The sequence below is a fragment of the Pseudarthrobacter equi genome, from assembly GCF_900105535.1.
Classification (GTDB): Bacteria; Actinomycetota; Actinomycetes; order Actinomycetales; family Micrococcaceae; genus Arthrobacter; species Arthrobacter equi.
Map to the genome: position 1 here is coordinate 2,135,563 of NZ_LT629779.1, position 21,962 is coordinate 2,157,524.

The 21,962-nt window shown below is 67.2% G+C and carries 17 protein-coding genes and 1 pseudogene; 12 read left to right on the plus strand and 6 right to left on the minus strand.

Going from position 1 to position 21,962, the window contains the following annotated elements; all coding sequences use genetic code 11:
- Positions 1-41: 41 nt before the first annotated feature.
- Entirely contained in the window at positions 42-560 is a 519-nt protein-coding gene (locus BLT71_RS09595) for a DinB family protein (RefSeq protein ID WP_091719568.1), read from the minus strand.
- 217 nt (positions 561-777) lie between these two features.
- On the opposite strand from BLT71_RS09595, the gene BLT71_RS09600 reads away from it, so the two are divergent.
- The gene (locus BLT71_RS09600) at positions 778-1,389 is read left to right on the plus strand and encodes a GNAT family N-acetyltransferase (RefSeq protein WP_407681241.1); all 612 of its coding nucleotides are present in this window, start codon (positions 778-780) and stop codon (positions 1,387-1,389) included.
- A 42-nt stretch (positions 1,390-1,431) separates the two neighbouring features.
- Here BLT71_RS09600 and BLT71_RS09605 read toward each other — a convergent pair whose 3' ends face one another.
- A complete protein-coding gene (locus BLT71_RS09605) occupies positions 1,432-3,942 on the minus strand; it encodes a DNA gyrase/topoisomerase IV subunit A (RefSeq protein WP_091719570.1) in 2,511 nt (836 codons plus the stop codon).
- A gap of 81 nt (positions 3,943-4,023) precedes the next feature.
- Here BLT71_RS09605 and BLT71_RS09610 point away from each other — a divergent pair, with 81 nt between their 5' ends.
- The 5 genes from BLT71_RS09610 (at position 4,024) to BLT71_RS09630 (ending at position 11,833) form a co-directional block, all read left to right on the plus strand.
- Positions 4,024-6,708 (plus strand): bifunctional acetate--CoA ligase family protein/GNAT family N-acetyltransferase, encoded by a 2,685-nt coding sequence (locus BLT71_RS09610; protein ID WP_091719572.1) that lies wholly within the window; start codon positions 4,024-4,026, stop codon positions 6,706-6,708.
- A 162-nt stretch (positions 6,709-6,870) separates the two neighbouring features.
- Positions 6,871-7,614 (plus strand): DUF5998 family protein, encoded by a 744-nt coding sequence (locus BLT71_RS09615; RefSeq protein ID WP_043793886.1) that lies wholly within the window; start codon positions 6,871-6,873, stop codon positions 7,612-7,614.
- Positions 7,614-8,864 (plus strand): alkaline phosphatase family protein, encoded by a 1,251-nt coding sequence (locus BLT71_RS09620; RefSeq protein ID WP_091719574.1) that lies wholly within the window; start codon positions 7,614-7,616, stop codon positions 8,862-8,864. Before BLT71_RS09615 ends, BLT71_RS09620 begins: the two co-directional genes overlap by 1 nt.
- The gene (locus BLT71_RS09625; RefSeq protein ID WP_091723938.1) at positions 8,857-9,588 is read left to right on the plus strand and encodes a thymidine kinase; all 732 of its coding nucleotides are present in this window, start codon (positions 8,857-8,859) and stop codon (positions 9,586-9,588) included. Before BLT71_RS09620 ends, BLT71_RS09625 begins: the two co-directional genes overlap by 8 nt.
- A gap of 112 nt (positions 9,589-9,700) precedes the next feature.
- Positions 9,701-11,833 (plus strand): HNH endonuclease signature motif containing protein, encoded by a 2,133-nt coding sequence (locus BLT71_RS09630; protein ID WP_231994494.1) that lies wholly within the window; start codon positions 9,701-9,703, stop codon positions 11,831-11,833.
- Between the two features lie 100 nt (positions 11,834-11,933).
- On the opposite strand, the gene sepH is transcribed toward BLT71_RS09630, so the two are convergent.
- Together sepH and BLT71_RS09640 are read right to left on the minus strand one after the other, a co-directional pair.
- Entirely contained in the window at positions 11,934-13,319 is a 1,386-nt protein-coding gene (gene sepH / locus BLT71_RS09635) for a septation protein SepH (protein ID WP_091719576.1), read from the minus strand.
- Between the two features lie 192 nt (positions 13,320-13,511).
- Positions 13,512-13,997: a DUF3093 domain-containing protein gene (locus BLT71_RS09640; protein ID WP_091719578.1), complete on the minus strand. Its 486-nt coding sequence runs from the start codon at positions 13,995-13,997 to the stop codon at positions 13,512-13,514.
- Positions 13,998-14,135: 138 nt separating this feature from the next.
- On the opposite strand from BLT71_RS09640, the gene dut reads away from it, so the two are divergent.
- From dut to BLT71_RS09660, 4 genes are all read left to right on the plus strand, one after another.
- Positions 14,136-14,657, plus strand: coding sequence for a dUTP diphosphatase (gene dut, locus BLT71_RS09645; RefSeq protein WP_091719580.1), 522 nt, complete (start codon positions 14,136-14,138; stop codon positions 14,655-14,657).
- 97 nt (positions 14,658-14,754) lie between these two features.
- On the plus strand, positions 14,755-15,468 hold the full coding sequence (locus BLT71_RS09650; protein ID WP_091719582.1) for a DUF3710 domain-containing protein: 714 nt from the start codon (positions 14,755-14,757) through the stop codon (positions 15,466-15,468).
- Positions 15,469-15,472: 4 nt separating this feature from the next.
- The gene (locus tag BLT71_RS09655) at positions 15,473-15,826 is read left to right on the plus strand and encodes a single stranded DNA-binding domain-containing protein (protein ID WP_091723939.1); all 354 of its coding nucleotides are present in this window, start codon (positions 15,473-15,475) and stop codon (positions 15,824-15,826) included.
- Positions 15,823-16,683: a DUF3159 domain-containing protein gene (locus BLT71_RS09660; RefSeq protein WP_231994496.1), complete on the plus strand. Its 861-nt coding sequence runs from the start codon at positions 15,823-15,825 to the stop codon at positions 16,681-16,683. The genes BLT71_RS09655 and BLT71_RS09660 overlap by 4 nt, the downstream gene beginning before the upstream one ends.
- A 291-nt stretch (positions 16,684-16,974) precedes the next feature.
- Here the strand turns inward: BLT71_RS09660 and BLT71_RS09665 are convergent.
- Both BLT71_RS09665 and BLT71_RS09670 read right to left on the minus strand, forming a co-directional pair.
- Positions 16,975-17,667: pseudogene (locus BLT71_RS09665) on the minus strand (potassium channel family protein); the annotation flags it as partial.
- Positions 17,664-18,338, minus strand: coding sequence for a potassium channel family protein (locus BLT71_RS09670; protein WP_091719586.1), 675 nt, complete (start codon positions 18,336-18,338; stop codon positions 17,664-17,666). The pseudogene BLT71_RS09665 and the gene BLT71_RS09670, both read right to left, overlap by 4 nt.
- A 119-nt stretch (positions 18,339-18,457) precedes the next feature.
- Here BLT71_RS09670 and BLT71_RS09675 point away from each other — a divergent pair, with 119 nt between their 5' ends.
- Together BLT71_RS09675 and BLT71_RS09680 are read left to right on the plus strand one after the other, a co-directional pair.
- Positions 18,458-20,434: an APC family permease gene (locus BLT71_RS09675; RefSeq protein WP_091719588.1), complete on the plus strand. Its 1,977-nt coding sequence runs from the start codon at positions 18,458-18,460 to the stop codon at positions 20,432-20,434.
- A complete protein-coding gene (locus BLT71_RS09680) occupies positions 20,431-21,816 on the plus strand; it encodes a class I SAM-dependent RNA methyltransferase (protein WP_091719590.1) in 1,386 nt (461 codons plus the stop codon). The genes BLT71_RS09675 and BLT71_RS09680 overlap by 4 nt, the downstream gene beginning before the upstream one ends.
- Positions 21,817-21,962: the final 146 nt, after the last annotated feature.

Consider the following 21,962-nt stretch of genomic DNA (forward strand, 5'->3'; position numbering starts at 1 on the left):
CCGCCGCAGGCGGCCCCGCACGGGGCCGCCTGCCAGCGGAACTATCCGTCGACGTCGTGCAGGTGGTGGACCACGTCGTGCAGGAAATAGCGCGCGAGCGTCAGGACCGTGAACTCGGAACCGTTGCTGCGCAGCCCCTTGCGGTCCCAGTCGGATTCGCGGACCCCGGCGAAGGACTCCGCCACCTGCTGCCCCTCGGCAGCCAGCTCGGTGTTGACCACTGCCGGATCGGCGTTGGCGTAGTCCTTCTCGATGGCGGTCAGGTCCTGGTCCCAGTTCTCAAACTTTGCGTCGTCGGAGTCCAGCATCAGGTTCAGGCGCTGGTCGAACAGGCTGAACACATCGCGAACGTGGCAGGCGTACTCCAGCGCGGACCAGGTGTTGTCGTCGGGACGCTCGGCAACCTCCGGCCGGCGCAGGACGGCCCGCCACCGGGGCAGCATGTTTTCGATGGTGCCGGGGACCGTTGCCGGTGTGGTGGTGGAGGGGTCGAACGAGCAATCGGGGCAGGGGCGGTCCAGGACCCAGGTCCAGTCCTTCTCATCAGGCACGATAGGCATGGGAGCAGTCTAAAGTACAAGCAATGAAGCATCCGGACGCTGCACGGTTCCTCGCCGCCTACGACTCCCAACTGCGCCTCGCCCCCGAAGTTGCCGGCGCCAGGTCAGTGGTCGCGCTCGGCCCGCTGCGGCTCGCCACGTTCGACGGCGGACGCGGGTTCGTCACCTACGCTGGCCTGGCCTGGGCGGGGCGTCTGCGGCCATTGTCGCGGAGTGGGTGGGCCAGGCAGTGGCGCACTTCCGCGCGGACCCTGCGGTGCGGTCCGTGGAGTGGAAGACCCGCGGGCACGACTCTGCGCCGGGCCTGCACGGGGCGCTGCTGGCCCACGGCTTCGTGCCCGCCGACGCCGAATCGATCATGATTGGTGCCGCTGCCGCCCTGGTGGCGAACGTTCCCCTGCCGCCCGGGGTGTGGCTTCGGCAGGTCACTGGGCCAGCGGACGTCCGCGCCGTGAGCGCCATGCAGGATGTCGCTTTCGGGGACAGCGTCTCGGAAGCCCGGGCCGATGACCTGCTGCGGCGGTTGGCCGCCGGCGACGGAACCGAGCTGTGGGCAGCAGGCCACGAGGGCCGCATCGTCAGTGCCGGCCGCCTGGAACCGGTGGCAGGTGCGGACTTCGCCGGCATCTGGGGCGGGGCCACGCTGGCGCCGTGGCGCGGACAAGGCATTTACCGGGCCCTCACCGCACAGCGTGCCCGATCCGCCCTGCAGCTCGGCAAGACCCTGATCCACAGCGACTCCACCGAATACTCGCGCCCCATCCTTGAGCGGTACGGACTGGTCAAGGTCTCCACCACCACGCCCTACAACTGGAGCAGGGAACCCTGATCCGGCGCAGCGGTGGCGGGCGGACTTTGCCTCGAGTGCGGTTTATGCCTCGGCGGCGGCCTCCGGCCACGCCATCGCGGCACCCACTACATCCACGGCCTGGGACAGGGGGATGCCGGAACCATCGCGGCGGCCGTGCTCCTGCGGAAGTGACCTGGCAACGCCCGCGGACGAGGACGCCTTGGCGGGACCATGACCGGCCCACGCCAGCAGCAACGTGTCCTCGCCCTTCAGGAACCGGTGCGCGCGCACCCCTGCGGTGGCACGGCCCTTCACCGGGTATTCGGAGAACGCGGTCACCTTCGCCGTGCCCGGGGCAGTCCCCGGAAGGGCGCCGTTGGTGCCGGCAATGGTGACCACGACGGCGGCCTCGTCCTGGGCGCGCACCGCGCCGAAGAACGTCACGCGGTCGCCCGCGGCAAGTTTGATGCCGGCCATTCCACCGGCCGTCCTGCCCTGCGGGCGCACGGCGGAGGCGGCAAACTTCAACAGCTGGGCCTGGGCAGTCAGGAACACCAGTTCGGTGTCATCAGCCGCAGCCGGTGCCACGCCCACCACGAAATCCTTGTCCTTGAGCGCGATGACTTCCCAGTCCTCGCGGTTCAGCGGATAGTCCGGCTGGACCCTCTTCACCACGCCCTGGGCGGTGCCGATGGCGAGAACCTCGTCCAGCGGGGCGAAGGCCACCAGGGTTTCGCCCTTCAGCAGCGTGAGGAAGTCCTTCGCCGGGACACCACCGGCCATGTTGGGCAGGCCCGCCACGGGGGGCAGGACCGGCATGTCCATTACCTGGAGGCGGAGCATCCGGCCCTGGGAGGTGATGGCAGCGATCTCACCGCGCGCTGAGGTCTTCACCACTGTCGTGAACACGTCGTGCTTGTTCCGCGGTCCGGCTTCTGCCAGCGGCTCCTGGTTGCTGGTGCGCCCGATCTGCCCGGAGGCTGTCAGGATGGCCCAGCAGGGGTCGTCGGCGATCTCCAGGGCCAGGGGAGCGGGCTTGCCCTTCTTGCTGCCGGCAAGTTCTGCCGCGACGGTGGGGGAGACGGCTTCGGACTCCAGCAGGATGGTGCGGCGGGGAGTGCCGTGTTCCTCGGCAATCGCTGCGAGTTCATCGGACACCAGCGAACGGAGCAGTTCCTCGGAGTTGAGGATGGCTTCGAGTTCGGCGATCTCGCGGCGCAGCTGGTCCTGTTCCTTCTCCAGCTCAATCCGCGAGTACTTGGTCAGCTGGCGGAGCCGCAGTTCCAGGATGTAATTGGCCTGGATCTCGGTGAGGTCGTAGATGGACATCAGGCGCTCACGGGCTGCGGCCGCCTCATCCGAGGACCGGATGATCTGGATGACCTCGTCGATGTCCACGATGGCGATGAGGAGGCCCTCCACCAGGTGCAGCCGGTCCTTCTTCTTGCCCAGCCGGAAGATGGTGCGGCGGCGGACAACATCGATCCGGTGGTTGACGTAGACGGAGAGCAGGTCCACCAGGCCGAGGGTCTGCGGCTGCCCGTCCACCAGGGTGACGTTGTTGATGCCGAAGGAATCCTCCATCGGCGTGTACCGGTAGAGCTGCTGGAGCACCGCGGTGGGGTTGAAGCCGTTCTTGAGCTCGATGACCAGGCGCAGCCCGTGCTTGCGGTCCGTCAGGTCCACGATGTCGCTGATGCCGGTCAGCTTCTTGGCGTTGACGGCGTCCTTGATCTTCTCAATGACCTTTTCGGGGCCCACCATGTATGGCAGTTCGGTGACCACCAGGCCGGTGCGGCGGGCCGAGAGCTGCTCCACTTCCACCTTGGCCCGGGTCTTGAAGGACCCCCGGCCGGTGGCGTAGGCGTCGCGGATGCCGTCCAGGCCCACAATCCGGCCGCCGCTGGGCAGGTCCGGGCCCGGGACGAACCGCATGAGGTCTTCGAGGGTGGCGTCCGGGTTGGCGATCAGGTGCCGGGCCGCGGAGATAACTTCCACCAGGTTGTGCGGGGCCATGTTCGTGGCCATGCCGACGGCGATGCCGGTGGCGCCGTTGACCAGCAGGTTGGGGAAGGCCGCCGGGAGTACGTCCGGCTGAGTGAGTTGGTTGTCGTAGTTGGGGACGAAGTCCACCACGTCTTCATCGAGGTGGTTGGTGAGGGTGAGGGCGGCGGGCGCCAGCCTGGCCTCCGTGTACCGCGGAGCTGCCGGGCCGTCGTCGAGCGAGCCGAAGTTGCCGTGCCCGTCGATCAGGGGCAAACGCAGCGAGAAGTCCTGCGCCATGCGCACCATGGCGTCGTAGATGGCGGCGTCACCGTGCGGGTGCAGCTTACCCATGACCTCGCCCACCACCCGGGCGCTCTTGACGTGCCCGCGGTCCGGCCGCAGCCCCATGTCGCTCATCATGTACAGGATGCGGCGCTGCACCGGCTTCAACCCGTCGCGGGCGTCGGGCAGTGCCCGCGAGTAGATCACGGAGTACGCGTACTCCAGGAACGAACCCTCCATCTCGGAAATGACGTCGATGTCGACGATGTTCTCCGTGAAGGGAGTGGTGTCCGCGACGGGTGCTGGGCTTTGGCGGCGGGCCATGGGGGTGGTGAATCCTTCGGTTACTGGGGTTGCCGGGCAGGGTGCTGCTGCGCTGCGGCAGTTTTTGGCTAGGCTAAGCCTATGGTGGATCAGCCCGGGGACGGCGAATATCCGGAACATTGGGAAGCCGATGTCGTCCTGCGCGACGGCGGGACAGCCCATTTGCGGCCCATCCATCCGTCCGATGCAGAGGCCATCCAGACCTTCCATACCGGACAGTCGCAGAACTCAATTTACATGCGCTTCTTCGCCTTCAAGGCACGGCTGTCAGCCAAGGAGCTCAAACGGTTCACCGAAGTGGACTACAAGGACCGGGTGGCGTTCGTCATCACCATGCGCGGGGAAATCATCGGCATCGGCCGCTACGACCGGCTGGACGATCCCGCCGAGGCCGAGGTCGCCTTCAACATCGCCGACGCTCACCAGGGCCGGGGAATCGGCTCCATCCTGCTCGAACACCTCGCCGCCGCGGCCCACGAAAACGGGATCCAGCGTTTCAGCGCCGAGGTGCTGCCCGAGAACCGCAAAATGCTCATGGTCTTCTCGGATGCCGGCTATGACGTCAAACGCCACTTCGACGACGGCGTGGTCAGCCTCGAATTCAACATCGACCCCACCGAAAAATCACGGGCCGTCATGGAATCCCGCGAGCACCGCGCCGAGGCGAGGAGCGTGCGGGACCTGCTGACGCCGTCGTCCGTGGCCGTCATCGGCGCCAGCCGCAAGTGGGGGACCGTGGGCTACCACCTGCTGGAGCACATCGTGGAAGGCGGCTTTTCCGGGCCCGTCTACGCCATCAATCCCGAGGCGCTGGAACTGGCCGGCATGCTGTCCTACGGCCGGCTGACCGAAGTGCCCGAGCCCGTGCAGCTCGCGGTGATCGCCGTGCCGTACGAGGAGGTTCCCTCCGTCGTGGAGGACTGCGCCGCCGCCGGTGTCAAAGGGCTGGTGATCGCCTCCGCAGGTTTCGCGGACGACGGCGAACGCGGCCTTCAGCGGCAACGGAACCTTGTGCGCCAGGCGCGCGCGAGCGGGATGCGGGTCATCGGCCCCGCCTCCCTGGGCATCATCAACACGCACCCGGAGATCCGGCTCAACGCCTCCATGGCTCCCACCCTGCCGCGTCGCGGCGGGCTGGGGCTGTTCAGCCAGTCGGCAGCCATTGGCGTGTCCCTGTACGCGGCGTCCAGCCGCAGGCGCCTCGGCATGTCCACGTTTCTTTCCGCCGGGAACCGTGCCGACGTGTCCGGCAACGACATCATGCAGTACTGGGAAGACGACGCCGACACCTCCGCCGTGGGCCTCTACCTGGAATCAATCGGCAACCCGCGCAAGTTTTCCCGCATCGCCCGGCGCCTGGCACACACCAAACCGGTGATCGTGGCCAAGTCCGACACCATGGGCCTGCGCCTGCCGCCGGGCCACGCCGTCCGCACCACCCAGGCGCCGGGCGGGGCGCTGGACTCGATGCTGCGCCAGTCCGGCGTCATTCGCGTCGGAACCATCGAGCAGCTGGTGGATGTGGCCCAGGTTGTCGCGGGCCAGCCGCTGCCCGCCGGGCCCGGCCTTGCCATCCTCAGCAACTCCCAGGCGCTGGGCAAGGTAGTGGCGGACAGTGCAGCAGACCACGGCCTCAGCGTTGAGCAGCTGGTGACCGGCGTGGACCTCGACGCCGGCCGCTCGGTGGCCTTGCCCGCCCTGCGCGCAGCACTGCTTGAGGCACTGCGTCCCGCGCACGTCCATGCCGCCGTCGCAGCACTCCTGCCGGCCCGCGGACTCACGGTGGACAGCATCGCGGAATCGCTGGCCGACGTCTCCGCCGAGGCCGGAAAGCCCGTGGTGGCAGCGTTCACCGGCATCCTGGACGACTCCGTCTACGTTGAAGGCATGGTGGGGGCCGCAGACAAGGCCGTGCCATGTTTCTCCAACCCCGGCGCGGCCGTGGCTGCGCTCGCCGCCGTGGTGCGGTACTCGGAGTGGGTGTCGCGGGACCACGGCCACTTTGTGGAACCGCCGGGCTGCGATCCCGCCCGGGCCCGCGCCGAGATTGAAGTACAGCTCCGCGACGTCAAGGGGGAGCAGCTAAAGCAACTGGACCCCGCGGCGGCCGCGTCCCTGCTGGGGCACTACGGCATTTCCGTGCTGCCATCCGCGGCCTTCGACACCCCTGACGAAGCGGTGGAAGCCGCCGAGGGCCTCGGCTGGCCGGTGGCCGTGAAGACGACGGACCCCGCCCTGCGGCACCGGCTCGACCTGGGCGGCGTCCGCCTGGACATCCAGGACGCCGAGTCGCTGCGCCGGGATGTGGTCCAGATGCGCCGTGCCCTCGCCCTCTATGGCGATCCGGCCCTGGAGGTGCAGTCCATGGCGCCGGTAGGCCAAGCGTGCACGTTCCGGGCCATTGAGGACCCGTTGCTGGGACCTGTGATCTCCTTCGGCCTGGCCGGCGATGCCGTGAACCTGCTGGATGACTGGTCGCACCGGGTGCCGCCGCTGTCCGCCGCGGACGTCCACGACTTCATCCGGGCGCCCCGGGCAGCGCGGAAGCTGTTCGGCTACCAGGGACTTCCCGCCGTCGACGTTTCCGCCCTGGAGGACCTGGCAGGGCGGCTGGCGTGGATGAAGGACAACCACCCCGAAATCGCCCTGGTGGAGTTCAACCCGGTGCTCTGCGGGACGAATGGGGCCACCATCCTGGCGGCCGACGTCCGCATCGGGAACGCCGCCCAGCGCACGGACAGCGCACGGCGGGCCATGCGGGGCTGACACTGCGGTGGTCCACGGGCTGGCCGGCCGCGCCATCTGCCGGTGTTTGTGGCGCGCTAGTCATGTGTTTGTCGTTCGGCTGTGCCGAGTTTGTCGTTCGTTTGTCCCCTGCGGTGAGCGGGCGGTTGGCAAAGTGAGCGGCGCATCTGTGAAAATGGGGGAATGAGCTCCCAGCCTCCCGCCTCGGCGCCTGAAACGCCCGGCAACGAAAACCAGGCCATCCGCCACCACAGCTCACACAGCCACAGTTCCCAGGGCCAAAGCCTGGAAGGCGCCCTCCAAAAGGCCGGTTTCTATCCCCGCCTCGTGGCGGACGTGGTGGACGACGCCCTGGACGGCCGCGACTGCGTGGCACACCTGGTGCATCTGGAAACCCACTTTGACCGTGCTGAAGTCCGCCGTCACATCACGGTGCTGGTCCTCACCGCGGACATGCTGGTCATCACCCACGTGGACGACCAGCAACTGGATGAAGCGGGCGAACAGATCGTTGCCCAGATCTCCACGGAGTCCGTTCCCGTGGCCCAGATCCGTTCGGTGGTCCTCAGCTACATGTACGCCCAGCCGCAGAACTACAAGCCGTCCGATCCCGTGCGGGAACTGACACTGTCCATCGCCTGGTCCGGTGGCCAGCGCCTGGACATGGGTCCTGCCAGCTGCGGCGATCCCCAATGCGAAGCGGACCACGGCTATACCGGCACGATTGCGCAGGAAGACATCGTCCTGCGGATCAGCGCAGAGGCCGACGGGCTGCAGGCAGTCCAGGACGCGAAGCTCTTTGCCCGCGCCCTGCGGGCCGTCAACACCGGGTCCACCTCGCCCGTACCCCACGTGCAGTCACTGCCGCCCCGGCCCCGCGCCGGCGTGTTCGGCACGCGCCTCAGCCGCGGCCACCAGCAGCGCTGATGCCCGAAGAGCGCCCCCAAGAACCCCCGGCCGCCCCTGCAGCTGCCGCCGCAGTGTCTGGACCGGCGTCGGACCTTCCCCCGGCACCGGCCTACGGACACCGTTCCGTGGCCGAGGTGCTGACCAGCGCCGCAGCCAGCCTCGGAATCGGCGGGTTTGAGAACACGCTGAAGCTGCCGCCGTCGCAACGGGTCTGCGTTGTGGTGGCGGACGGCCTGGGCCGGAACCTGCTCAAGCAGAAGTCCGCCCACACGCCGTTCCTCCGCTCGGTCATCCAGGCGGGGCAGGGAGAGGTCCCCGTATGGATCGACTCCGCGTTTCCTTCCACCACCGCCGCAGCCCTGTCCAGCCTTGGCACCGGCCTGCCGCCCGGCCAGCACGGCATGGTGGGCTACGACGTCCTCGATCCGCAGCAGGACAAGGTGGTCAACCTGCTGGGGAACTGGGACCCGGGAGTGGACCCCAACGACTGGCAGCCCCACCCCACGGTGCTCGAACGGGCGGCCGAACATGCCGACGTCACCACCATCAGCCTGCCCCAGTTCGCGGATTCGCCTATGACCCGCGCAGCCTTGCGCGGCGGGCGGTTCATCTCCGGCACCACGTCCCATGCGCGTACCGCGTCCGCCGCGGATGCCATGTCCGGCAGCGGGCCCTCGCTGATGTACTTCTACCTGAACGAACTGGACAAAGCCGGGCACCGCTACGGCTGCCAGTCCCAGCAGTGGGAACACCAGCTCGAGGAACTCGACGCCACCGTCAAGCGGCTCAGCACCTCGCTTCCGGCCGGGACCACCATTCTCCTGACCGCTGACCACGGAATGCTGGACGTGCCGGAACCGCACCGGATCGATTACTCCGCCGAGCCCGCCCTGGTGGAAGGCGTACGGCACACCGCAGGCGAACCCCGCATGGTCCACCTCTACCTCGAAGAGTCCGCCGGAACAGCGGGCCGGGACCGGGTGCTCACCGCATGGCGGAACCGCTTCGGCAGCAAGGTCTGGGCTTTCACCCGGGACGAAGCTGTGGCCGCCGGGCTCTTCGGTGCGGTGCGGCCCGCCGTCGAAGGCAGGATCGGCGACGTGATGATCGCAGCGCGGGATTCCCTGGCGCTCTACGACACCCGGCGCAGCCGCCCCACCGCCATGGAAGTGGTGGGCCAGCACGGGTCGCTGACCAAGGCGGAGCGCGAAGTTCCGCTGCTCTGCCTCACCGCCGGCGGCGGCAAGGATGGCCGCCGCCGTGGCTGAACTCGTCTTTTTCTCCGGCACGATGGACTGCGGAAAGTCCACCCTCGCGTTGCAGATGGACCACAACCACCGGGTCCGAGGCCGTGGCGGAGTACGGTTCAGCCGGAACGACCGTGCCGGCGAATCACGCATCTCCAGCCGACTGGGCCTGGAAACCGACGCCGTAGAGGTGGTGGACGGCACGGACTTCTGGGAGGAAGTCATGCGCCGGCGGACCCACGGCCAGCGCGTCGACTACCTCATCTGCGACGAAGCGCAGTTCTACACGCCCGAGCAGGTGGAGCAGCTCGCCAAAGTGGTGGATGAGATCGACGTGGATGTTTTCGCGTTCGGGATCACTGCGGACTTCCGGACCAGGCTGTTTCCGGGCTCGCAGCGGCTGATCGAACTCGCTGACCGCGTCCAGGTCCTGCAGGTTGAGGCTTTGTGCTGGTGCGGGCGCCGCGCTACGCACAACGCCAGGACGGTCGACGGCGTCATGGTCACCGAGGGTGCCCAGGTGGTGGTGGGCGACGTGGACATGGCAGTGGACGGAGCCGTGGCTGTGGCCGGCCACCACGTCCCGGTGGTGGGGTACGAGACCCTCTGCCGGCGGCACTTCATGCGCCGTGTCACCGCCCATGGGGCCAACCTGATGGCGGAGCAGGACCAGCTCCTGCCGTTCGACGTTGATGCATGCCTCTGGCACGGATCCGGGGGACCGGCCGCGGGGACCGGGGCCTAGCTATTTCTGTTGGCGTTCCCGGATTCGGAACTTGGACCGCCCCGAGTGTGGTCCGTCGGAGGTGGCTGCGCGTACCGGCATCAATGTCAGACCCTCGCGCGATGATGTCTATATGGGAAACGCAGGCGTTGGAGCAGCAGCGATGGAGAGTCTTCGGGCCTCTGTTGCTGGCCTCGACGCCCTGTTCCTTGAGGACTCATGGCTTGAGGGTGAACCCTGTGCGGGCAGTCTGGACCTGGCGGGGACCGGTTCTGACGTCCTCGTTGGTCCGGGTGGCACGGGCGCGGCCGGTGTCTCCGGTTCCATTCTTACCGGTGTTGATGTGTTGGAGCGGAGGTCGGAGCTGCGGCTGCAGCGGCTGGCGCTCTGGAAGCATTTGGAGGCCCAGGCCGCGGCCGGAATGGCAGCGGACGCCGCGGATTTCGCGGAGTTCCAGGAGGCGATGACACCGCCGGAGGCCACAGGGTCGGAGCGGGCGTTTGTGGAGATGTCCACGACGGCGGAGGTCGCCGGGGTCCTGACGCTCAGCCCGGGCGCCGCCTCAGCGTTCATCAGCCAATCCCGCAAAGTCTGTGCGATGCCGACGGTCGCGGCCGCACTGGCGGCGGGTGCGGTGTCGTGGCGGCATGCGGTGATCGTGGCCGACGAAACCGACTGCCTCGCCGCCGAGGGGGCCGAGGCGTTGGTGGCGCATTTCTTCGACCCGGACGCCCCCAACCGTGCCCGGGGGTCTGCGCCCGGTGACCTGGTGGCGCACCTGTTCCGCCGGAAAGTCAGGACCTGGCGCGAACGCAGCTACCCCGCCTCCGTTGCAATCCGGCATGCGAAGTGTGTGGCGGAGCGGCGGATGGAATACCGCCCCGGCGCCGACGGGATGGCAACAATTACCCTGATCCTGCCCGGGGACACCGCCTGCGCCATCTGGAACAAGACCACCGCCATCGCCCGCGGCCTCCAGGGACCGCGAGAGACCCGCACCCTCACCCAGTTGCGGCCGGACGTCGCCGCCGCGCTCCTCTTGAGCGCCCACACCGGGGCCGCTGCCACAGGCCGGTCCATCGATGGCCAGGAAACCGGCGCCGGGACCGACCCATACTTCGTTGACCTCAGCAAGATCCCCGCGCCGAAAGCCGACGTGCTGGTCACCATTCCGATATTTACAATGTTGGGCAGCACTGACGAACCGGCTGACCTCGACGGATACGGGCCCATCCCGGCAGCGATGGCCCGCAAACTCGTCGCCGACGGGGCGGCCTCGTTTTACCGGGTCCTCGTCGACCCCCGTACCGGTGCGCCGCTGGAGATTGGCAGGACCAGTTACCGGCTGTCGGAGGCGATGAAACGCTGGATCAGGATGCGCGACGGACACTGCACGTTCCCCGGCTGCACCAACCCCACCGACCACCTCACCGCCTGGCAACACCACGGCACAACAGGAGTCAGCAACCTGGCACAACTCTGCCCGAAACATCACCGCCTCAAACACAACAGCGCCTGGAACCCCACACCCGCCACCACAACCGAACCACCCGGCTGGACCTCACCCACCGGCCGCCACTACCCGGGCCAACACCCCGACCCCCAACCACCACACTGGCCACCCGCACTCTCTGAACTGGCACCGGACAGGGCGCTGAATGAAGACACTGGCGCGGCCGGAGACTCTGGCGTGACCGGAGACCTCACTCCGGGCGGCGACGCTGGCGCGGCCGGGGAGCCACGCGCCACCGGAGACGTCCGCGAGGCTGGAGAACTTACGACGGCTAGAGACTCTGAGGCGACTGGGGACTTTGGTGCGGCTGAAGTGTTTGCCTCCACCGGGGACTTTGGTGCGGGCGACGAACCTGGCCTGACCGGGGAGCCGCGCGTGGGGGGAGAACTGGCGGTGTGCAGCGACGTTATCTTGAAGGGCGGGACTGACGCGGTCGAAAGAATGGCCAGTGCACAGGAGCCGGTAGAGCAAACGCGCGGGGAACTGCCTGAGGGAACGATTGTCAACGGATCAGCTGAAACGCAATGGTCGTTGGAGGAGCAGATTCTTGCCGGCATTGCAGTCTTTCCGGAACACCTGCTCGCGGACCCACCTGACGACGAGTCACTCGACGGAGAACTCCTCGGTGGGGACCTCATCGAACCCGGCGATCTCTCCCCGGACGATCCGCTGTGGGACGCCTTCTACGCGACACCCTTCATACTGCCCGCTGATCCATGGGGAAGCCGGACAGACTGGTTGCTGCACGCCTAATAGCCGCCAGTCCCGCAGGGACCCTGCACAGCACAAGTCGAACTTTTGCCGCTGCATATTCGAAGTCCCCGGTGAAAACCGGAGGAGCTGCTATATACCGCTATTCGCTGCGGGTGCCGAAAACAATCTCGTCCCACGACGGGACGCTGGACCGCTTGGGGCGGGAAGGCTGGCGCTCGGGCGCCTCGGCTTCCGGCGACTGCCCCTTCACGCTGGACTGGCCGTCGTCGTTCCTCGACGCGAACCGGCGCTGGCCGCCGCCCAGCAGCTCGTCCAACCCTGCATTAGTACTGCTGTCACGCCCGGAGGGAGCGTCGTTGGAGGGCGTGTCAGCCGGGCGTTCCGGAGCGGACTGGCTGTCCTGCTGGGATGCGCTGCTCTGCGGGGACGCGACGATGGTGACCTCGCGCGTTTCCGTGCTGACGCCTTCGTGCAATCGGAGGACGTCATCCTCAACGTCACGGTGAGGCGGGATCAGGCTTAGCCGGGACAGCATGGAGGGCCTCGCATCACGGCGGCGGACGAAGGAATCGCCCTTTGCTGCGGGAGTATCCGGCTGGTCGTCCTGTTGCCCGTTGTCAGGTTCTTCGACGTCGGCCTCAGCCTCAGGTTCGGGGACAACCTCTGACGGCCGCGGGTGAGCCGCCGGTACCCCGTGGGTCAGGAGCATGGCAAGGGCATCATCCGAGTCCTCGTCGACGCCCAGGCGCTGGCCCCGGCGGGAACGGAGCATGTCCAGCAGCCCATCAGCTTCCTTGCCGGGCACTGCAACGACACCCTGCGGGCCAGTCCGCACCGCATCGGCGTCGGTTTCGAAATCGAATGGCCGGTCCGAGACGGCCGACAGGCGGCGGGCCGGAACTGGTCCATCCAGGGGCTCCAGTTCACTGAGCTGCTGGGCCCAGCGGTTGGTGTTCTGCAGTGCCTTCCGGACGGGGTTGAAAGTCCACGTGGCCGGCGGTTCCTCGCCGATACCGGCAGTGCCGTCAGTCTTTGCCTGGAAGCTTGCGGTGACGGTCCAGGTTCCGTCCTGCCTGCGCCAGGAGTCCCATTCCACTGATGAGGGGTCGATGCCGTGGGCGGTCAGCCGGTGCGACACCATCTCGTCCAAGGTGGCGGGGTTGTCGCCGAAAGCGGACCTGTATACGTCGTGGCCGGGGGAGGGCGTGGCTACTTCGACCTTGCGGGCCTGCTGCGCAATGTATTCACGTTCGGCAAGGACCGGGCCTTCGTAGCGCTCAACTTTTGCAAGCGGCAGGCCGGAGAGTTCTGCGACATCGGCAGCCGTAGCGCCGGCACGGATCCGCGCCTGGATGTCCCGTGGGGACATCGGAATGGCGGGCCTTTCCGGCGTCGGCTTCGGAGCCGACCGGCCCGCTGTCCGGAGCGCTTCATCGATCGGCAGCCGGAACATCTCGCCGCCGGCCCCGCTCAACAGGAGGTGAGTCCCGTCGTCGTGCACGCCTACAAGCCGTAGATCCTGCATCCAAAATCCTCCACCCTGGCATCACTATCAATCGAAACTCTGCCACCCGGTGGGCGATATTTGCCTCAAGGGGCAGGGCGCGCCGCGATATTCCGGCCTTTCCGGCGATGCCACCGCGTTTCTATCCGAGAGCGACGGTCCCGGCGTTGTCAGCCGTTCCGTTCCCTGGCCCGCACAGGCGTAACTGACGTATCAGTGGCGGGTGAGGGCCGCCGCGAGTTCTTCCGGGTGCCGCGTCGAGGTCAGCCAATAGGGCGTCTTGTCGGCAGGATCGGTGATCTCCACCTTGACTACGGGGTCGATCCACCCGCGGATGCAGAGGTAGGCCAGGCCGTTGAGCCTGGTGCCCCGTTCCGCCGTTGCTTCCCCGCCGCTGAAGTGTTCGACGGCGCCGACGAACTTGCGTTCGATGGTGGCGCGGCCGACGGTGAAGGTTTCCCCGGTGACCAGGAGGGTGGGTGTCGACAAGATCAGGAGTACCGCAATGATGACGAAAAGGACCACTGCCGCAGTGATGCCGGCGAACATGCTGATCGGTGCAAACACCAGGATCCCGGCTGCCGAGATCCCAGCTGCGATGATCCAGATCCACACGTTGGGCCAGAGCTTCTCCCTATAAGTGGCCGAAGACCCTGTAGACGGGCTGGGCGTGGGGGCAGGGGAGCTTGTTTCGGGCATAGGCCAAGCTTTCCACCTTTGCCGGGCTATTTCATCTTGGCGTGCAATCCGCACGTGCCGTTCACCCCGGCCACGGGCCTTCGCCCTTCAGGGCCCACCCTAGGTCTGATCCTGAGGCGCGGGTTAGAGTGAGTGACTGTGACTGATCAACCCGCCACAGCAAATACCGTTTTCGACGAAGCGCCGGAACTTTCGGCCTCCGCTCCCACCCTGCAGGTCCAGCTGAAGATGCTGGATCCGGACCTGGAAGCGCCCTCCTACGCCCATCCCGGCGACGCCGGCGCGGACCTCCGCGCGCGGCAGGACGTTACCCTGCAGCCCGGTGAGCGTCGGCTCGTCCCCACCGGGGTGGCCATTGCCCTTCCCGAGGGATTCGTCGCCCTGATCCACCCCCGTTCCGGCCTCGCAACCAAGCACGGCCTCACCATCGTCAACGCCCCGGGAACGGTCGACGCCGGCTACCGCGGCGAGATTTCGGTCACCCTCCTGAACACTGATGTGAGCCAGGCCATCGAGCTGCGGCGCGGCGATAGAATTGCCCAGATGGTCATCCAGCGCGTCGAGTATGCACAGTTCGTTCCAGTCACGGAATTGAGCGGGTCCGTGCGCGGCACCGGGGGCTTCGGCTCCACCGGCGGGTTCAATCAGCCCGGAGCCTGATTCGGCCCGTGGCAGCTGGTGCCACGGGCAACGCAGTACGGCGACGGTACCTTCCAGGGCCGGACCGGAACTTTCACACTAAAGGAGAAACATCCTCATGGCCTTTGGGTTCGGCAGGAAAGCCAAGACGGAGCAACCGGACGCACCGGACGGGTTGCTCGCTGACGATGCGCCCGCAGACGGCGATGCGGAGGCAGTCGACCAGCGAGCCAACGGCCCCTTGGATGAGTCTGAAATCAGCAGCCGCGACGGTTATGTGGATCTCGGCGCCCTGCTGATCACCCCCAGTGAGGGCCTCCAGCTCCGCCTCGAGGTTGAGGAAGCCACCCAGCGGGTCGTGGCAGTCACCCTGGACCTCAATGGATCCAGCCTGCAGCTGCAGGCCTTTGCCGCACCCAAGACCGAAGAGCTCTGGGAAGAAATCCGCACCCAGATCGGCCAGTCGGTCGGTGCGCAGGGCGGGCAGGTGGAGGACATCGAAGGACCCTTCGGAACAGAACTCGTGGCCAAGCTTCCTGCCGGGCTCCCCGACGGCAGCCAGGGATTCCGCGTGGCGCGCTTCATCGGCGTCGACGGACCCCGCTGGTTCCTTCGTGGCGTGCTCGGCGGACCTGCTGCGCTTGAACGTGACGCGGCCGAACCGCTCGAAGAACTGTTCCGGAAGGTGGTTGTGGTCCGCGGGGACAGCCCCATGCCCCCACGCGACCTCCTCCAGCTGCGCCTCCCCAAGGACGCAACCACCACACCGCCTCCGGGCGCTCCCAACCTCCAGGAGCCGGAACGCGGCCCCGAAATCACCCAGATTGGCTGAAGCCATGGGTGGGGGATCACCGGCGTCGCACGGCAGGGCTCCGGTTCCCCTGGACCAACTGCCGGACAAGGGGCGCGTTCTGTGCCAGGGCCGCATCGAGTCCGTCACCTATGTTCCAGCCGACCGGACGGCGGCCTTCAGCGCTATTGTCTCCGACTCCGGCGCCCTCCGTCCGGGATCCGGCCGTGCCAGCGCGGCAAGGGCGCGCCTCAGGGTCGTGTGGCTGGGCCGGCGCCGCGTTCCCGGCATTGAAGCCGGGACCGAACTCAAGCTCGAGGGCATGCTGTCCAGGAGCGAGGGGATGCCCACCATCTTCAACCCGCGCTACGAAATACTTTCCCACCAGGAGAACGAATGACCGCGCACCAGCCAGACCCGTCGCCCGGCGCGGCCCACCCTGACACCACCGGAAACTCCGGAGCTAACGGCGCGGAGGGCGGTCAGTCCCGCGCCACCAGGGACCAGGCCGGCAACTTCCCGGCCGACTACACCCGGGACAACGGCCCACGGGACGGCGGGGAGTCCTCGCCAATGGCAGGCTTGGCCGCCGACTACGCGGCCAAGGCTGGACTGCACAGGACCGACGACGGGCGCGTTGACGTCCTGAAGAGCGCGGGCGGGGTCCAGGGCATTGCCGAGAGCATCCTGCCCGGGCTGGTGTTCCTCATTGCCTTCACCGTGACCCAGGACCTCACCCCGTCGCTGGTGGCGGCGCTGGCCTCCGCGGCGGTGTTCACTGTGGCGCGGCTCGTGCAGCGGCGGCCGCTGACCCAGGCACTCGCCGGCGTTGTCGGCGTCGGCATTTCCGCGTGGCTTGCAAACACCACAGGTAAGGCCGAGGATTTCTACCTTCCCGGGTTCTTTACCAACGGGGCGTACATCATTGCGATGGTGATCTCGATCTTCGTGAAATGGCCGGTTGCTGGGCTGCTGTTCGGTTTTATCCGCAATGAAGGGCTGGACTGGCGCAAGGATCCGGCCCGCGTTCGTGCCTACCAGCTGGGCACTTGGATCATTGTCGGCGTCCTGGCACTGCGGCTCCTGGTGCAGGTCCCGCTCTACCTGATGGGACCGGACGGGCTCGCAGCCCTGGCGACCACGCGCCTGATCATGGGCGCCCCGCTGTACATCCTCGGCGTCTGGATCGCTTGGCTGGTCACCCGGCCCGCTGCCGCCGCGGATGCAGCAGGCAGCGAGACGCCCGCGAAAGACTAGGCTCGCCGGGGTTTCCACCACCACGGGCCCTGTTCAGGCGGCCACCGCTGGCCCGGGCGGCTCACGCCACAGGTGCCGGCCCCGCTACCCGTCGAACCCGTCGTCCTCCAGGGACGACTGCCGGGCCTGACGGGAATCCTGCGTCGTGCCGGAACGCGCAGTATCAGCGGATGCGGCGCTGCCATTCCCAGTAGCAGCATCGGAGTGCCTCGCGCTGCCATTCTCAGTGCGGCCGTGATCCCCGCCGCCAGCGGCAGCGCCGGCGCCTGAAGGCACCTGACCGCCGGGCGTTTCTTCTTCCTCCGACTGTGCCGACGAATCGGCAGCATCGGGGGAGAGGAGGGCACGCAATTCATCCTCCGCCGCGATGGTGGTGACGAAGAACAGTTCGTCACCGCCGTCGATGACGTCATCCCGGCTGGGTGTGATGGGTGCATGGTCCCGCAGGATCGCCACCAGGGTGGAATCATCGGGCCATTCGATGTCGCCCACGGTGCTCCCAATGACATGCGAGTCGTGCGGAACAGTGAATTCCACCAGGGAGGCAACACCCGTCTGGAGGGTCAGGAGCCGTACCAGGTCGCCGATTTCCACGGCCTCTTCCACCAGTGCTGTCATCAGCTGTGGGGTGTTGACAGCCACGTCTACGCCCCAGGAGTCGTTGAACATCCAGTCGTTCTTGGGGTTGTTGACGCGGCCCACCGTGCGGCCCACGCCGAACTCGGTTTTCGCCAGCAACGAGACCACAAGATTGACCTTGTCATCGCCCGTGGCGGACACCACCACGTCGGCTTCCTCAACCTTCGCCCCTTGGAGCGTGCTCAGCTCGCAGGCGTCACCCACCAGCCAATGCGCGCCCCGAAGGCCGCTGCGGCCGATGACCTCGGGCTTGAGGTCGATCAGGAGGATCTCGTGCTTGTGGGACAGCAATTCCCTGGCAATGGACGATCCGACGCTGCCCGCGCCAACGATCACGACTTTCACTGCAACTCCTTAGCGGGGGCTTTGGCCAGGACCTGGGCGACGTGGGACGTGCGGTCCACCTGGAGCATGGCGTGGACGGTGTCGCCGTCCTGGTAGGCCGTGCCGGCATCCGGCAGCAGCCCTTCTCCGAAACGGGTGAGGAACGCCACGCGAACGCCGGCAGCCTTCTCGATGGAGCTGATCCTGTGGCCTACCCACCCGGCGTCCAGGTCCAGTTCCGCCAGCACCAGGCGTCCGGACGGTTCGCGGTAGTCGCCGGCAAGATGCTGCTCCGGAAGGATCCGGCGGAGCACCTGGTCGGCGCTCCAGCGGACGGCCGCCACGGTGGGGATGCCCAGGCGCTGGTAAATTTCGGCGCGGCCGGGATCGTAGATCCTCGCCACCACATGCGGCACATGGAAGGTTTCGCGGGCCACCCGGGTGGCCAGGATGTTGGAGTTGTCGCCGCTTGATACAGCTGCAAAGGCGTAGGCCTCTGCTACTCCGGCCTGTTTGAGCGTTTCCCTGTCGAAACCGACGCCGGTAACCTTCCGCCCCGTGAACCCCTGCCGGAGCCGGCGGAACGCGCGGTCGTCCTGGTCGATGATGGCCACTGAGTGCCCGGCATCTTCGAGGGTGTGCGCCAGTGTCGCCCCCACCCGGCCACATCCCATGATCACGAAATGCGCCACCGTATCTCCTCTGTATTCCGGTCCAGCTTCTGCAGCTAGAACTCTACCGGCAGCGCCCCTGCTTCCTGCCGCCTGGCTGCCGTCATGACATCATCCGGGAATCAGACTAGCTTTGTGGAGTGCTGACAATATTCAACGCGGTTAAGCGCGTTCTGGTGGGCAAGCCGTTCCGGAATGACAGGATGGCCCATACCCTGCTTCCGAAGAAGATCGCCCTTCCGATCTTCGCGTCTGATGCACTGTCCTCCGTCGCGTACGCGCCGGACGAAATCCTGCTCACCCTGGCCCTGGCCGGTGTCAGTGCCGTGGCCTTTTCCCCGTGGGTTGGCCTGGCCGTCATGGTGGTCCTGCTGACCGTGGTGGCGTCCTACCGGCAAAATGTCCATGCCTACCCGTCCGGCGGTGGCGATTACGAGATCGCCAATGAGAACCTGGGCAAGTACGCCGGGCTCACTGTCGCCTCAGCACTCCTGGTGGACTACGTCCTCACCGTGGCGGTATCCATGTCATCGGCCGCGGCATACTTGACGACGGCGGTGCCCTCGCTCCACGGGCAGCAGGCCACCATCGCCACCATCGGCGTGATCATCCTGGCCCTGGTTAACCTCCGGGGCATCAAGGAGGCCGGCAGCGTTTTCGCCGTCCCCACGTACATCTTTATGGCTTCGATCTTTGGCATGACGGCGGTGGGCGTTTACCAGGTGGCCACCGGACAGGTGGGTGAGGCCCCCTCCGCCGCCTTCACGATCGTCCCGGCGGCAGGCTTCGACGAGGGCCTCGTGGGACTTGCCGGCGCCTTCCTCCTGCTGCGTGCCTTCTCCTCGGGAGCGGCGGCCCTCACCGGCGTTGAAGCGATCAGCAATGGCGTGCCCAACTTCCGTCCGCCCAAGAGCAAGAATGCCGCCACCACGCTGCTTCTGCTGGGCGTTATCGGCGCCTCGATGCTGGCAGGGATCATGTTCCTGGCCCAGGCAACAAAGGTCCACATTGTCCTGGACCCGGCCAAGGAGTTCCTGCTCAACGGCAGCCCGCTGCCCGAGGGGTACATCCAGAACCCGGCCATCAGCCAGATCGCGCAGACGATCTTCGGCCCGGGCTCGATTCCGTTCTACATCGTGGTGGCCGCCACCGGCGTCATCCTGGTGTTCGCCTCCAATACCGCGTTCAACGGGTTCCCGGTGCTGGGGTCCATCCTCGCCCAGGACGGGTACCTGCCGCGCCAGCTCCGCACCAGGGGTGACCGGCTGGCGTTCAGCAACGGTGTCCTGGCCCTGGCCGCCGGAGCACTGGTGCTGATCATCGCGTTCAACGCCGATGTCACCAAGCTCATCCAGCTCTACATCGTCGGCGTCTTCATCTCCTTCACGGCCAGCCAGCTCGGCATGATCCGGCACTGGGGCCGGGAGCTGAAGCTTGCCAAGGACAAAGCAGTGCGGCGCAGGATGATGAAGTCCCGCACCATCAACACCATCGGCTTCGGCATGACAGCGCTGGTCCTGGTGATCGTGCTCATCACCAAGTTCGAACAGGGTGCCTGGATTGCGCTGCTCGCCATGTTCATCCTGTTCCTCATCATGTGGAGCATCCGGGCGCACTACGACAACGTGGCCAAGGAACTGGCCGTGGACGAGGACTCGTCTCCCCGCGCGCTGCCCACCCGCGTCCACGCCGTCCTCCTGGTGTCCCACGTGCGCAAGCCGGTGCTCCGCGCGCTGGCCTACGCCCGCGCGTCGCGCCCGTCCCGGCTGGACGCCATCACCGTTGACATCGACGCCGCCGAAACCGCGCACACCGTCAACGACTGGGAGAAACTGGACATCCCCGTTCCCCTGACGGTGCTGGCGAGCCCGTACCGCGAAACCGTCACGCCCATCATGGAATACATCAAACAGATGCGGCTCGACTCTCCGCGCGACCTGGTGGTGGTCTACATCCCCGAGTACGTGGTGGGCAAGTGGTGGGAGCAGCTGGTGCACAACCAGACGGCCCTGCGCATCAAGACCAGGCTGCACTTCGAACCCGGAGTCATGGTGGCCAGCGTGCCATGGCAGCTCAAATCATCCGAAGAAGCCAAGAACCTCCAGGACGTGCAATGACCTCCAGAACTTCCACCACCGCCGCCAACAGCACAGCAGATGCGCATGCGGGGGAGGAACTTGTCGTCGAGGTGGGGCCCGTTGCCCACGGCGGCCACTGCGTAGCCCGCCACGAAGGCCGCGTCATCTTCGTCCGCCACGGCATTCCCGGGGAAAAGGTCCGGGTGCGGCTCACCGACGCCGGGGACAACGCGAAGTTCTGGCGCGCCGACGTCGTGGACGTACTGGACGCCTCCCCGGACCGCGTGGACCACTTTTGGCATGCGGCGGATTCCACCCGGGCCTGGGGGCACGGACATCCTCCGGTGGGCGGTGCGGAGTTCGGCCACATCAGCCTGGACCGGCAGCTTCGGCTCAAAGCCGAGGTGCTGGACGAACAGCTCAGGCGGCTGGGCGGGACGGGACAGTCGCCGGCCGGCTGGAGCGGCGTCGTTGAGGCCGTGGGGGAAGCGGCCGACGGCGGGCCAGGCCTTGGGTGGCGCACGCGCGCCAGTTTCTCGGTGACCCCCTCGGGGAAGCTGGGCATGCACGCGCACCGCTCCACCCAGGTCCTCCCGGTTCGGGAGATGCCGCTCGCCACGGACGCCATCAATGCCCTGCAGCTGTGGAACATCGACCTGCAGGGCATCGAACGGGTGGAAGTCGCGGCCCCGGCCAACGGTTCCCGCCCGCTGGTGCTGCTGGCTCCGGCGGAGGGAACAAAACCCAAACGACTGGCTGCTGTTGCCGCGGCCCTGCCGGATGACGTGTCGGCGGCAGGGTTCGACGCCGCCTCGGGGGAGGTGACCCGGTTGCGGGGCCGTTCGTGGGTACAGGAATCCGCGGCGGGCCACGACTACCGGGTCACGGGCGCCGGGTTCTGGCAGATCCACCGCGACGCGCCCGGGACACTTGTGGGGGCTGTCACAGATTTCCTGCACGGGGGCGGGTTCCTGCACCCCGGTGCGGTGGTTGCGGACCTTTATGCCGGCGCCGGACTGTTCACCGCAGTGCTGGCCGACGCTGTCGGGGAGACCGGCTCGGTACTGTCCGTCGAGGGCGCACCGGGAACCAGCAGGGATGCGCGCAAGAACCTCCACGCTGCCCCGCAAGTGGAAATTGTCCAGGGCCGGGTGGAGCGTGTCCTCCGCCAGAAACCGCGGAATTTCGACGCCCTGGTCCTCGACCCGCCGCGCGCCGGTGCCGGCAAGGCAGTGGTGCGGCAACTGGTGGATGCGCACCCGCGGGCCATCGCCTACGTATCCTGCGATCCGGCGTCGTTCGCCCGTGACGTGTCCTACTTCCGGGACGCGGGCTGGGAGCTCGCCAACCTGCGGGCCTTCGACATCTATCCGCACACCCACCACTTGGAGACAGTGGCGCTGCTGACGCCCCGTTCATGACGGCGGCATCCATGATGGCCACGGCGTTTTCGACTACGATGGCCGTAGTAGTCCCACGTCGCGCCCCGTATTCGCGGGCGGCTGTGTGCCATTTTCGGGTCCTGAGCTAATTAGGACCACCTAACTAGCAGGCGGTCAACCGCGCG